This window comes from Amycolatopsis thermalba (assembly GCF_023376025.1).
GTDB lineage: Bacteria > Actinomycetota > Actinomycetes > Mycobacteriales > Pseudonocardiaceae > Amycolatopsis_E > Amycolatopsis_E thermalba.
The window spans coordinates 6,940,779-6,953,931 of record NZ_CP091196.1; the positions used below are offsets into that span (position 1 = coordinate 6,940,779).

Here is a 13,153-nt window from a genome sequence, read left to right on the forward strand (position 1 = left end):
TACAAAAGACACCGCGCCTCACGCCGGATTTCCCGATACTCTCGGTACCGGTGGGGGCAGACTAACCACGAGGCATGGTGGTCAACAATGGCGGCAACGGGCTGCAGTGCGACCCATGGACGATGAGAGTCGCGCTGTGATCGGCGAGGCCCGGCCCCCCAGCGCGCTCGCGAACGCCCGCGGACGTCCCACGGCGGCACGCGTGTCCGACGACGTCCTGCTCGACGCCGCGCGCCGGTGCGTCCTCGCCTCCGGGCTGCGGCGCACCACGCTGGCCGAGATCGCGCGGACCGCGAAGGTCAGCCGGATGACGCTCTACCGGCGCTTCCCCGACGTGCACAGCGTGCTGTCGGCGCTGATGACCCGCGAGTTCGGCGCGCTGCTGCACCAGGCGACGGTGAGCGGGGCCGACGCGCCGACCGCCCGCGCGCGCCTGGTGCGCAGCTCGGTGGCCGCGGTGCGGCTGCTCAACGCCGACCCGCTGATGCGCACGATCCTCGACGTGGACACCGCACTGGTCGTGCCCTACATGCTGGAACGGCTCGGCGGCACCCAGCGGCTCGGCGAGAAGTTCATCGTCGCGCTGCTGGAGGCCGGGCACCGGGACGGCTCGATCCGGCGCGGATCCACGGCCGTGCAGGCGCGGTCGGTGCTGCTCGTGGTGCAGTCGTTCGTGCTGTCGCTGCGGCCGGCCACCGCGGACGTCGCGGCCGAGGCGCTGCTCGGCGAACTGGCCCACCACCTCAACGCGGCCCTGCGGCCGCTGTGACCCCGAGGACGTCCTTGCCCGCACCAGCCCTGACCATCGACCGGCTGTCCAAACGCTACGGACCCGTGGTGGCCCTCGACGACATCTCCTTCGAGGTCGGACCGGGTGAGCTGTTCGGGTTCGTCGGCAGCAACGGCGCCGGCAAGACCACGACGATGCGCATCGTGCTGGGCGTGCTCGCGGCGGACCGCGGCGAGGTGCGGTTCGGCGGTGACCCGGTCACGCTCGCCACCCGGACGCGGATCGGGTACATGCCCGAGGAACGCGGCCTGTACCCGAAGATGCGCGTGCTCGACCAGCTGGTGTACCTCGCCGAGCTGCACGGGCTGGACAACACGCGGGCGCACCAGGCGGCCGAGGGGTGGATCGAGCGGCTGGGGCTGCGTGAGCGGCGCCGGGACGAGGTGCAGAAGCTCAGCCTCGGCAACCAGCAGCGCGTGCAGCTCGCCGCCGCGCTCGTGCACGATCCGGCGCTGCTGGTGCTGGACGAGCCGTTCTCCGGGCTGGACCCGATCGCGGTCGACGTGATGAGCGAGGTGCTGCGGGAGAAGGCGGCGACCGGCGTGCCGGTGGTGTTCTCCAGCCACCAGCTGGATCTGGTCGAGCGGTTGTGCGACCGCGTCGGGATCATCCAAAACGGACGGATGGTCGCGTGCGGGACGGTGGCGGAGCTGACCTCCGCAGCCGGGTCGCGGCTGGTGGTGTCCGCGCCGGAGGCCGCTCCGGGCTGGGCCAAGGAGCTGGCCGGGGTCCGGGTGGTGGCCGAGGAGCCGGGCCGGACCGTGCTGGAGCTGGATCCGGGGGTGGACGACCAGCACGTGCTGTCGGCCGCGCTGGCGACCGGGGCGGTGCGAGAATTCCGGTGGCGGCGGCCGAGCCTGGCCGAGCTGTTCCGGAACGTGGTCACGGGGAGCGGAGAATGACGGTCTCGCCCATCAAGGGTGTGTTCCTGGTCGCGCGGCGGGAGCTCAACACGCGCCTGCGCACGCGGTCGTTCGTCGTCGGGACCGTGGTGATCCTGCTGGTGCTGGCCGGGTACCTGCTGCTGCAGGCGACGCTGATCAAGGACGCGGACACCTCGAAGGTCGGGCTGACCGGGCAGACCACGGGCATCGCGGCGCAGCTGCGGGAGGCGGCCGAAGCGGCCGGCTCGCACGTCGAGACGGTGCTGGTGGCGAGCCCGGAACAGGGCGAGCAGCAGGTGCGCGACGGTGATCTGGACGCGCTGGTCTCCGGCAGCGCCGCCGACCTGCGGGTGGTGGTGGAATCGGAGCTGGACCAGCGGCTGCGGGCCGTGCTGAACGGGATCGCGCAGCAGCAGGTGCTGGACGCGAAGCTGCTGGAGGCCGACCTCGACCCGGCGCAGGTGATGCGGGAGGTGGGGCAGGCGCAGGTCCAGTTGACCGAGCTGGAACCCCGCGACGCGGACGCCGGCCAGCGGCTCGCGGTCGGGCTGGTGATCGTGTTCCTCATGTTCTTCGCGATCCAGGCCTACGGCGGCATGGTCGCGCAGGGCGTGGTCGAGGAAAAGGCGAGCCGGGTCGTGGAGATCCTCCTGTCCACGCTGCGGCCGTGGCAGCTGATGCTGGGGAAGGTGATCGGGCTCGGGCTGGTCGGGTTGGTGCAGTTGCTGATCCTGGCGGTGGCCGGACTGGCGATGACGGTCGGCAGCGGCGTGCTGACGCTGGGCGGAGTCGCGATCGGCACGGTCGCCTGGGGCTTGCTGTGGTACCTGCTGGGGTTCTTCCTGTACGCGACGGTCTACGCGGCGGCCGGTTCGCTGGTGTCGCGGCAGGAGGACACGGCGTCGGTGGTGACGCCGGTGAGCATGACGCTGATGGTGGGCTTCGTGGCGGGGTTCAACGTGCTGATCCAGGACCCGGATTCCACTGGTGCCCAGGTGCTGTCGCTGATCCCGGTGTTCTCACCGATCCTCATGCCGGGCCGGATCGCCGCCGGGGTGGCCGCGACGTGGGAGGTGGCGGTGGCGCTCGTGCTGACCGTGCTGTTCGGGGCGCTGCTGACCTGGGTGAGCGGCCGGGTGTACCGGAACGCGGTGCTGCAGACGGGAAGCCGGGTAAGGCTACGGGCAGCACTGCGGCTGTAGGAAGACCGGCGGCGGGCCTGCATGACCGGCGGCCGGGAACGCAAGCGGGCTGGTAATCAGCCTGACCGCGCGGCAGCCCTGCACAACCGCCGCCCGGCAACGCGACAGCACCGAGCACCCCCGGGGCCGCGCGGCAGCCCTGCACAACCGCCGGCCGGCAACGCAACAGCACCGACTACCCCAACCAGACCTCCCCCGCCCCCGATCCACAGCCCGCTTTTGGTCGCCGATCAGGCGTGTCAAGGTACTCTTTTGATGTGCTCCGAGGTCTCCGGACACGTCTTCCAAGTAGACTGGCGGAGGAGCCCGGAGGAGTGTTTCATGGCAAGGAGACCGAGAAAGTACTCGCCGGAATTGAAGGCTGAGGTCGTCAACGCGGTACTCGAGGGCGGGCTGAGCTATACCGAAGCGGCGCGCGATTTTGATTTGGTCGCGCAGACGGTGCATAACTGGGTGACGGCCGAGAAAAAGAAGAGAGCTGAAGAGTCGCCGACCGCGACGCGGGGTCAGGTGGGCGAGCTGGAGCGGCGTATCCGCGAACTGGAGCAGGAGAACGCGTTCCTGAAAAAAGCGGCAGCCTTCTTCGCGAAAGAACAACGGTAGCCCAGCGCTACGCGTGTATTGCAGCGGAGAAGGCGCATTTCGATGTGGCCCTGATGTGTCGGCTGATGGGTGTGTCACGCTCGGGCTTCTACGACTGGGAGCGTCGCGCGGTCTCGGCGCAGGAACAGCGCCGGGGATTGTTGATCGAGCAGATTCGCGTGGTGTTCGCCGCCTCGAAGCGCACCTACGGCTATCGGCGCGTGCATGCCGAGCTGGTGCGCGGCGGCGTACAGGTCGACGACGAGCTGGTGCGGCGGCTCATGCGCCAGGCGCGACTGTTTCCCGTGCAGGTCAAGCCCCGGCGCGGGCTGACCGTCGCCGACCGGGTTGCCGGCCCGATCCCCGACCTGGTCAGACGGAACTTCACCGCGTCGGCACCTGGGGAGAAACTGGTCGGCGATATCACGCAGCTCAACACCGGTGAAGGCGCACTCTTCCTGGCAACAGTGATCGACTGCTACTCGAAAAGCATCCTCGGATGGTCTGTGGATGAGCATTACGATGCAGAACTGGTGTGCACGGCGATGACGATGGCAGCGCACCGTATCCGACTGCCCGCCGGATCGATCTTCCACTCCGACCGCGGTAGCCAATATACCTCCTACAGTTTTGGGCGACTACTACGAGAAGAGAATGTTCGGCAATCAATGGGCCGCACCGGGATCTGTTTTGATAACGCTATGGCCGAGTCGTTCTTCGGGAAGTTGAAGACGGAGTGGATGCACCACCGACATTTCGCGACCAAGAAGGAGGCTCGCCGCGAGATCATCCGCTTCATCGAAGGCTTCTACAACACACGCCGACTACATTCAGCGCTGGGATATCGACCACCGATCGAAGTGCTCGACGAATGGTTCACCAATCAGCAGGTTGCGTGATACAGTCCGCTTGAGCCGCGTCCGAGATTTTCGGAGCACATCACTTTCCCGCCTTGACACGACTGCTCGGCGACTGAAACACAATCAGGCATCGGGGGCGGGGGTGGTCGGAAGGTGACCTTCCGGCGCCGTAGGCGCCTCCGCCCGTAGGGCGGGCTCTTCGCCTGCCCAACGTCACCTCTAAAGATCAAAAGATGTCCTCGCCGGACGGGCAGGCTCCGGGATGACGGGGGAATGCAGGCACCTCACCTCGGGTGGGTGGTCGCCGGGTGGTCATCCCGTCGCCTTCCGGTTTGTGCATATCACTTTGAGCCAGGCCCGCAAGGTTGGCATGTTCGGCCGCGGGAGAGAGCCCGGGTTGCGGGCCTGGCTCAAAGTGATCGTCACGTGTCAGGCGACGGGATGACCACCCAGCTACCTTGGGTTCAAAGGCTGCGCTGCGCGCTCTGGTTGATTGCGTTGAAGCGGGTTAGCGCTACCTTTCGTTCCTCCGCGTGGTCCACCATCGGGGACGGGTAGTTCTTCGGGGGGTGCGGCAACTTCCAGGGTTGGTGCACGGCTTTCCCTGGAATCTCCCGTAGTTCCGGCACGTACCGTCGCACGTAGTCGCCGTTCGGGTCGAACTTTTCGCCCTGGGTGGTGGGGTTGAAGACGCGGAAGAACGGCGCCGGGTCCGTTCCCGTGCCCGCCACCCACTGCCAGTTCAGCTGGTTGGACGCCAGGTCGCCATCAACCAAACTGTTCATGAAGTGCCGCGCGCCCAGCCACCACGGCTGGTGCAGGTCCTTGACCAGGAAACTCGCCACGATCATCCGCACCCGGTTGTGCATCCAGCCCTCCGCGAGCAGCTGCCGCATCCCCGCGTCGACGATCGGGTAGCCCGTCCGGCCCGTGCGCCACCGCTCGAAAGCGTCCAGGTCGGTGTCGTACTCCAGCTCGTCGAACCGGCTGTCGTAGTTCCGCCGCGCGGTTTCCGGGCGGTGGTACAGCACGTCCGCGTAGAACTCGCGCCACGCCAGCTCGCTGCGCAGCGACTCGGCGTCCTTGCCACGCACCGCATCCAGACCGGCCAGCAGCGTGCGCGGGTGGATGCAGCCCCAGCGCAGGTACGGCGACAGCCGCGTCGTGGCGGGCCGGTCGGGGCGGTCGCGGTCGGTCGCGTAACCGTCCAGACCGCCGTCGAGGAACCTCTCCCACGCCTCACGCGCGGCAGCCTCGCCCGGGCGCGGCAGGGACATCGAGCCCAGGTCGGGGATTCCGGGCAGGCGAAACGGTTCCTCCGGTTCGAGCCAGTCCACTTCGGACCGCGCGGCCGGGGCGCGCCACCCGTGCCGGCACCAGGCCCGGTAGAACGCGCTGAACACCCGGTACGGCTCGCCGTCCGGTTTGGTGATGCGGCCCGGGGTCACGGCGTAGGACGAACCGCACTCGACCCACTCGATCTCCCCCAGCGCCTCGGCCACCGCCCGGTCCCGGCGGCGTCCGTACGGCCCGGTGTCGGTGCTGACGTGCACGCTGCCCGCACCGATCGACCGGGCCACTCGCGGCACCTCGCGCACGGGATCGCCGTGCACCACCATCAGCCGCCCGTCCAGGCTCTCCGCCAGCGACTCCAGGCACCCGTACAGGAACGCCTGCCGTGGCCTGCCCGCTGGCTTCAGCAGCGCTTCATCCAGCACGTACAGCGCGAGTACCCGGGTGGCGCGTTCGCTCGCGCTCAGCAGGGCGGGCAGGTCGGCCAACCGCAAATCGCGCCGAAACCATAACAAGGCGGTACCCACCGGTCCGACTCTAGGCGATCCGGGTCAATCCGGCTCGGCGACTACTCGGCCAGGAACGCCGGTGACCGTGCGTACGTCTAGATCATGTGCGGCAGACACCGGAGAACCCCGTGTTCGTGGGCGCCCATGCCCTGGTCGGCCGGGTCCGGACGCTGTTTGGCCCGGAGCTCCGCGTCCGCGGCGACGTGCCGCTCCCCCTGGTCTGCCTGCTCCGCAAACCGGGTTCGGTGACGTTCCTGCCCCGGCCGGGCGCCCAGCTGGACGTCGAGCTCCGCCAGGTCCCGCACGCCTACCTCGACGCCGGCGCCGTGCGCAACCCGGCGGTCCTGCCGCTGCTGGAAGAGCTGTACGACCGCCTCGGCGCGGACGCGTTCGGCCACGGCCACCTCAAGCACTTCGACCACTACCGGCTCGCGCAAGGGCGACCGGCCGATCGTGCGGTTGCTGCGCGACTGGACCGGGCAGCGCGGACCGGGCGGGGCGGACGCGGCGGTCGAGCACGTGCCGGCGGGCGGCTGGAGCAAGGTCGCGCTCAGCGTGCCGTGGTGGATCCTGCGGTACTTCGGGTTCCGGTGGGGTCGGCACCGCGTGCCCGGGCTGGGCCGGGAGAGCCGCTGGTTCATGCGGCAGCCGTTCATGGTTCCGCGCCACTCGGCGGACTTCCTCGGGTTCGCCGAGCGCCTGACCCGGGACCGGCTCGGGTCGGAGAACCCCGAGCAGCTGTTTCGATCGGAGCACTATTTGCCGGCCCGCTGACCAACCTTCACACACGGCGCCTGCCGCTTCAGTTGGTGGTGTTCGCGACGCCGTATCTGGCTTCCATCATCAGTACGGCCTCGTCCACGACGTGTGCCATCGATGCGTCGTCGGGAGACCAGTTCATGAGCAGCATCCGGGGCCAGAAGACGTAGTTGGAGATCATCCCGAGAAACTGGGTAGCTGCCAGCTCCGTGTCGTCCAGCTTGGCCGTTCCTAGGGCTTTCTCGGTGTCGAGATACCGGCGTACCGAGTCGAAGTAGGGCATCTTGCCGCGCTCGAAGTGGGCCTCGCCCAACTCGGGGAAGCGTGGCAGCTCGGCGATGACGATGCGGAAGAGGGCCGCCATGCCGGGCCGGGTAAGGAGGGCAACGTACCGGCGGCCGATCGCAGTCAGGCCCGCCCGCAGGTCGCCCGTCGGTGGGCGGAGGTCGCCTTCGTCCTCGACCTTCCAGGACTCCGTCACGATCGCGTCGAACAGCGCCGCCTTGGTCGGGAACTGCTTGAACAGGGTCGCCTTCGACACCCCAGCTGCCTCGGCGACCTTGGCCAACGACGTGCCGGCGTACCCGCCGTCGAGGAACAGTCGGGTGGCCGCCTCGATGATGGCTGCCCGCTTCTGCTCGGCGACGCGCCGGTGGTAGGTCGAAGACTCCGTCGTCATGGACGCATCCTACGCGAGACGAGTCACTTGACTCACCACCTGTCGTGGACGTAGCTTGGTGGCGAGGTGAGTCACTCGACTCACCTCCGTTTGTAGAGAGGACCGCGTCATGGGACGCTTCGACAAGCACACCGTTCTCGTCACCGGCGGCACCGGCGGGCAGGGCGCCAGCCACGTCCGGGCCTACCACGAGGAGGGGGCGAACGTCGTCATCGCCGCGCTCTCCGAAGGGCCGGGCGAAGAACTCGCCGCCGAACTCGGCGAGCGGGCACTGTTCGTCCGCCTGGACGTCACCGATGAGGACGCCTGGGCCGCGACGGTCACCGAGACCGAACGCCATTTCGGGCCGATCGCGGTGCTGGTCAACAACGCCGGCGTCCAGAACCCCGCAGTGCCGATCGAGGCGATCGAACGGCGGGTCTGGGACCGCATTCTCGACGTCAACCTCACCGGCGCGTTCCTCGGCATCAAGGCCGTGACCCCGTCACTGCGCCGCAACGGCGGCGGAGTGATCGTCAACATCGCCTCCACGATGGCCCACGTCGGCACGTCGCTCTACGCGCCCTACGTCGCCAGCAAATGGGCGCTGCGCGGGCTCACCAGGACCGCCGCGCTGGAGCTGGGCCGGGACGGCATCCGGGTCAACTCCATCCACCCCGGCGTCATCTCCACCCCGTTGATCAGCGAGCCGATCGCGGGCCAGCCGCCCATCGCGGACTTCTTCTCGCCCGAGCCGTACGCCATCCCGCGGTTGGGCACCCCGGCCGACATCACCGCTCTGCTCCTCTACGTCACCTCGGCCGACGCCTCATTCGTCACGGGCTCGGAGTTCGTCGCGGACGGCGGGCTCCTGCTCGGCCCCGCCCTGCAGCCCGACACGACGGCGGCGTGACCGAATCACCAGCCGCCCTGAGCGCCCCGTCGGTCCGGCTGGGTTTCTGCGGGGGCCCGGTGGGGGTCTATCCCGTGATCGGTGTTTCTGGCGGTTCGGTTAGTAGGTTTCGGCGGCCGGCCAGCGGTCACCGAAGGTGATGGCGAAGGCGTTGAGTACGGGTTTCCAGCGCATCGTCCATCGGGCGCGGCCTGTGCCGGTGGGGTCCAGGCTGCGGGTCACAAGGTACAGGCACTTCAGGGCGGCCTGCTCGGTTGGGAAGTGGCCGCGGGCTCGCACCGCCCGCCGGTAGCGGGCATTGAGCGATTCGATCGCGTTGGTCGAGCAGATCATTTTTCGGATCTCGACGTCGTAATCGAGGAACGGCACGAACTCGGTCCAGGCGTTGCGCCACAGTCGGACCAGCGCCGGATACTGCGCAGACCATTTGTCGTCCAGTTCCTGCAACGCCACTTCCGCCGCTGTCGCGTTGGGGGCCTCGTACATGGCTTTGAGGTCCCGTTTGAGCGCGTCGGTGTATTTCCGGGAGGTGAGCCGGAACGAATTGCGGATGAGGTGGATGATGCAGGTTTGCACGATCGCGGCCGGCCAGACTTGTTCCACCACCTCGGGCAAGCCTTTCAAACCGTCGCAGACGAGGAAGAACACGTCCTTCACGCCGCGGTTTTTCAGATCGACCAGGACGCTCATCCAGAACTTGGCGCCCTCGCCGCCGCTGCCCGCCCACAGGCCGAGCACGTCCTTACGGCCGTCCACGGTGACACCGATGGCGGCGTAGAAAGGCCGGTTGGCCACCTGGCTGTCGCGGACCTTGACCACGATCGCGTCGATGAACACCGCGGCGTAGACGACGTCGAGCGGACGGCTGGCCCAGTCCTGCATCTCCGCCACGACCTTGTCGGTGATGCGGGAGATCGTTTCCTTGCTCACCGAGGCGCCGTAGATCTCGGCGAAATGCGCCGAGATTTCACCGGTGGTCATCCCCTTCGCATACAGGGACAGCACGATCTCGTCCACATCGGTGAGCCGACGTTGCCGCTTCTTCACAATCTGCGGCTCGAACGTGGATTCCCGATCCCGCGGAACCTCGATCTCCACCTCGCCGGCCGCGTCCGAGAGCACCGTCTTCTTCCGGGTCCCGTTACGCACATTCGCCGAATCACGCCCCGGCTCGGCACGATGCTTCTCATGTCCGAGGTGCTCGGTCATCTCCTCATTCAGCGCGGTTTCCAACACGTTCTTGGTGAACAGCTTCAACAGCCCGTTCGGGCCGGTCAGCTCCAGCCCCCGCTGCCGGGCCTCGGCCACCATCGCCACCGCAGCGGCCTGCTCCGGTGACAACCGCTTCTCACTCTTACGTGGAGTCACAGCCCCAGATGTCATCACTCACAGTGCCCATCCCGCCGGACCTCAGCCCGGCGTGTCGGGCCAGAAACACCGATCTTGAAACAGTCCCGAGGGCCTGGATGCGGAAGGCGGTCAGCTCGGTGTACTGCTGTTCCTTGGCGGACAAGCGTTGCTTGAGCTGGTGCACTTGCTGCTTGAGCCGGTCGATCTGAGCGTCGCGGGGGTCGGCGATGGCTCCGGCGTCCCGCAGTTGGTCGCGGCGGCGTTCGAACACCTCCTTGAGGGGCAGGTGGGTGCGGCGCGCGGGACGCCGCTGGCCGCGGCGAGGGCCTTGACGTCGCACTTGCCGCCACGCGGGATCTCCCCGCGCAGCAGCCGGTCCATTGTGGCCCGAATCGCGGCTTCCCTCTGCGTGCTGACTTCCTCGATCAGCCGTCCCACGGTCACTGGCCGGCATGCTGGCGGCGTCGATGTCGGTCAGGACGCGTTGTGCCCGGTCGAGCTGGGCTTGCAGCCGGGTCCGGGTGCCCACGTGTGCCTCCTTGATAGGCAAGCGGTACAGCGAGAACGAGCCCCGGGAGGCGAACGGGTGCCTGGCGGCGGGGTGATTCTTTTGGAGAGCCGGCCGGGTTTTGGGGCTCAGTTTCCGGGACTCTGGCTGGTTTCGGGGGTCGACTCGGTTTGGGAGAGCCCGCTGGGTTGTCGGGAGCTGCCTGAGATTCAGGAACCGCGCGCCAGATGCCTCGGGCGGGTTCCACTCGCGCCCGCGCGAAAGGGCCACTCGCACGCCCACGACATGCCCACTGACCACCGCGCCACTGGACCAACCGCGGTAGGACGCCCGCTGACACCGCGCGAGAGAGCCATTCGCCCACCCACGAGAGCACCACTCGCAGGGGCACCACTCGCAGGGGCGCCACTCGCACCTGCACGAGAGCGCCACTCGCGCCCGCGTGACAGTGCCACTCGTACGCCCACGACATGCCCACTCACCGCCGCATCAGTGGGCCAACCGCGGCACGCACCCCCGGCAGCCGCACCAAAGCGCCACTCACGCACCCACAAGATGCCCACTCACCGCCGCATCACTGGAGCAAACCGCGGCACGCACCCGCTGACACCGCGCGAGAGGGCCATTCGCCCACCCACCAGAGGGCCACTCGCACGGGCACCACTCGCAGCCGCGCGTGAGCGCGACTCGCGCACCCACGCGATACCCACTGACCGCCGCATCAGTGGGCCAACCGCGGCACGCACCCCCGGCAGCCGCACCAAAGCGCCACTCACGCACCCACAAGATGCCCACTCACCGCCGCATCACTGGAGCAAACCGCGGCACGCACCCGCTGACACCGCGCGAGAGGGCCATTCGCCCACCCACCAGAGGGCCACTCGCACGGGCACCACTCGCAGCCGCGCGTGAGCGCGACTCACGCACCCACGCGATACCCACTCACCGCCGCATCACTGGACCAACCGCGGCACGCACCCCCGGCAGCCGCACCAAAGCGCCACTCACGCACCCACAAGATGCCCACTCACCGCCGCATCACTGGACCAACCGCGGCACCCGCCCGCTGACACCGCGCGAGAGGACCACTCACGCACCCACCAGAGGGCCACTCGCACGGGCACCCTCGCGCCCGCGCGAGAGCGCCACTCGCACGGGCACCACTCGCAGCCGCGCGTGAGCGCGACTCGCGCACCCACGCGATACCCACTCACCGCCGCATCACTGGACCAACCGCGGCACGCACCCCCGGCAGCCGCACCAAAGCGCCACTCACGCACCCACAAGATGCCCACTCACCCCCGGCATCACTGGAGCATCCACCGCCCGAACAAAACAAAACGGCGCGCCCCACCAGGGACGCGCCGTCGAAAGAACGCCGGACGAACTCAGCGCTCGGAGATCGCGGTGTACTCGCGCTCCTTCTCGCCGATGTAGATCTGCCGCGGGCGGCCGATCTTGGTCTGCGGGTCGTTGATCATCTCGCGCCAGTGCGCGATCCAGCCGGGCAGCCGGCCGAGCGCGAACAACACCGTGAAGAACTGCGTCGGGAACCCGAGCGCGCGGTAGATCAACCCGGTGTAGAAGTCGACGTTCGGGTAGAGCTTGCGCTCGATGAAGTAATCGTCGGAGAGCGCGGTCTCCTCGAGGCGCTTCGCGATGTCCAGCAGCTCGTCGTTGGGCGCGAGCTTGCCGAGGATCTGGTCCGCGGTGCGCTTGATGATCTTGGCGCGCGGGTCGTAGTTCTTGTACACCCGGTGGCCAAAGCCCATCAGGCGCACGCCCTTTTCCTTGTTCTTCACGCGGCTGACGAAGTTCGCCACGTCACCGCCGTCGGCCTTGATGCCGTTCAGCATGTCCAGCACGGCGCTGTTGGCGCCACCGTGCAGCGGCCCGAACAGCGCCATGATGCCGGCCGAGATGCTCGCGAACAGGTTCGCCTCGGACGAACCCACCAGGCGCACCGTCGACGTGGAGCAGTTCTGCTCGTGGTCGGCGTGCAGGATGAACAGCAGGTCCAGCGCCTTGGCGACCTCGGGGTCGACCTCGTACGGCTCGGCGGGCAGGCCGAACGTCATCCGCAGGAAGTTCTCCACCAGGCCCAGCGAGTTGTCCGGGTACAGGAACGGCTGGCCGATGGACTTCTTGTACGCGTACGCCGCCAGCGTCGGCACCTTGGCCAGCAGCCGGACGGTGGACAGCTCGACGTTCGGCTCGTCGAACGGGTTCAGCGAGTCCTGGTAGAAGGTGGACAGCGCGGCCACCGCCGACGACAGCACCGGCATCGGGTGCGCGTCACGCGGGAAGCCGTCGAAGAAGCGCTTGAGGTCCTCGTGCAGCAGGGTGTGCCGGTTGATCTTCTGCGTGAAGTCGTCCAGCTGCGCCTGGGTCGGCAGGTTGCCGTAGATCAGCAGGTAGGACACCTCGAGGAAGCTGGAACGCTCGGCCAGCTGCTCGATGGGGTAGCCGCGGTAACGGAGGATCCCGGCGTCGCCGTCGATGTAGGTGATGGCCGAGGAACACGACCCGGTGTTGACGAAACCAGGGTCATACGTGATGTACCCGGTCGACGCCAGCAGCTTCCCCAGCTCGATGCCGGGAGCACCCTCGACGGCATTGACAACCTTCAGCTCGTGCTCGCCAGTCGGTAGGCGCAGCGATACGGTGCCGCCACCGGTCGCCGCAGTCGCGTCGGACATGCAGGTCGTCCCTCTCACGGTCACACGGGCCGGCAGCTCCTGCAGGTCACACAGGCAGCTTTGTGATCGCGCGTGACCGGAAATCGTCCGCGCACACCGCCCCGCTGGGGTATTAATTCCCCCATTACGCTAGTCGAACAACGGGC

Annotated in this window: 13 protein-coding genes; 7 read left to right on the forward strand and 6 right to left on the reverse strand. The window is 68.1% G+C overall.

Going from position 1 to position 13,153, the window contains the following annotated elements:
• Positions 1-115 precede the first annotated feature (115 nt).
• The 5 genes from L1857_RS33575 to L1857_RS33595 all read left to right on the forward strand — a co-directional run bounded on the left by L1857_RS33575 (position 116) and on the right by L1857_RS33595 (position 4,357).
• Positions 116-769: a TetR/AcrR family transcriptional regulator gene (locus tag L1857_RS33575; protein ID WP_233157141.1), complete on the forward strand. Its 654-nt coding sequence runs from the start codon at positions 116-118 to the stop codon at positions 767-769.
• Positions 770-783: 14 nt separating this feature from the next.
• A complete protein-coding gene (locus L1857_RS33580; RefSeq protein ID WP_094004424.1) occupies positions 784-1,692 on the forward strand; it encodes an ABC transporter ATP-binding protein in 909 nt (302 codons plus the stop codon).
• Positions 1,689-2,876: an ABC transporter permease gene (locus tag L1857_RS33585; RefSeq protein WP_094004423.1), complete on the forward strand. Its 1,188-nt coding sequence runs from the start codon at positions 1,689-1,691 to the stop codon at positions 2,874-2,876. The genes L1857_RS33580 and L1857_RS33585 overlap by 4 nt, the downstream gene beginning before the upstream one ends.
• A gap of 321 nt (positions 2,877-3,197) precedes the next feature.
• Positions 3,198-3,479, forward strand: coding sequence for a transposase (locus L1857_RS33590; protein WP_249464791.1), 282 nt, complete (start codon positions 3,198-3,200; stop codon positions 3,477-3,479).
• Positions 3,480-3,496: 17 nt separating this feature from the next.
• On the forward strand, positions 3,497-4,357 hold the full coding sequence (locus L1857_RS33595; protein ID WP_249467338.1) for an IS3 family transposase: 861 nt from the start codon (positions 3,497-3,499) through the stop codon (positions 4,355-4,357).
• A 425-nt stretch (positions 4,358-4,782) separates the two neighbouring features.
• Here the strand turns inward: L1857_RS33595 and L1857_RS33600 are convergent, their stop codons facing one another.
• Positions 4,783-6,126, reverse strand: coding sequence for a cryptochrome/photolyase family protein (locus L1857_RS33600; protein WP_094004422.1), 1,344 nt, complete (start codon positions 6,124-6,126; stop codon positions 4,783-4,785).
• Positions 6,127-6,215: 89 nt separating this feature from the next.
• Positions 6,216-6,542 carry a hypothetical protein gene (locus L1857_RS33605; protein ID WP_094004421.1) on the reverse strand — a complete coding sequence of 109 codons (327 nt, stop codon included), beginning with the start codon at positions 6,540-6,542 and terminating at the stop codon, positions 6,216-6,218.
• Positions 6,543-6,573: 31 nt separating this feature from the next.
• Here L1857_RS33605 and L1857_RS33610 point away from each other — a divergent pair, with 31 nt between their 5' ends.
• Positions 6,574-6,894, forward strand: coding sequence for a hypothetical protein (locus tag L1857_RS33610; RefSeq protein WP_094004420.1), 321 nt, complete (start codon positions 6,574-6,576; stop codon positions 6,892-6,894).
• 28 nt (positions 6,895-6,922) lie between these two features.
• Here L1857_RS33610 and L1857_RS33615 read toward each other — a convergent pair whose 3' ends face one another.
• The gene (locus tag L1857_RS33615) at positions 6,923-7,558 is read right to left on the reverse strand and encodes a TetR/AcrR family transcriptional regulator (protein WP_094004419.1); all 636 of its coding nucleotides are present in this window, start codon (positions 7,556-7,558) and stop codon (positions 6,923-6,925) included.
• A 109-nt stretch (positions 7,559-7,667) separates the two neighbouring features.
• On the opposite strand from L1857_RS33615, the gene L1857_RS33620 reads away from it, so the two are divergent.
• The gene (locus L1857_RS33620) at positions 7,668-8,450 is read left to right on the forward strand and encodes an SDR family NAD(P)-dependent oxidoreductase (protein WP_094004418.1); all 783 of its coding nucleotides are present in this window, start codon (positions 7,668-7,670) and stop codon (positions 8,448-8,450) included.
• Positions 8,451-8,549: 99 nt separating this feature from the next.
• Here L1857_RS33620 and L1857_RS33625 read toward each other — a convergent pair whose 3' ends face one another.
• From L1857_RS33625 to L1857_RS33635, 3 genes are all read right to left on the reverse strand, one after another.
• A complete protein-coding gene (locus L1857_RS33625; protein WP_429728364.1) occupies positions 8,550-9,761 on the reverse strand; it encodes an IS256 family transposase in 1,212 nt (403 codons plus the stop codon).
• Positions 9,762-9,804: 43 nt separating this feature from the next.
• Positions 9,805-10,329 (reverse strand): hypothetical protein, encoded by a 525-nt coding sequence (locus L1857_RS33630; RefSeq protein ID WP_162831240.1) that lies wholly within the window; start codon positions 10,327-10,329, stop codon positions 9,805-9,807.
• Between the two features lie 1,367 nt (positions 10,330-11,696).
• Complete coding sequence (locus L1857_RS33635; RefSeq protein ID WP_094009091.1) at positions 11,697-13,007, reverse strand: citrate synthase; 1,311 nt, start codon at positions 13,005-13,007, stop codon at positions 11,697-11,699.
• Between the last annotated feature and the right edge of the window lie 146 nt (positions 13,008-13,153).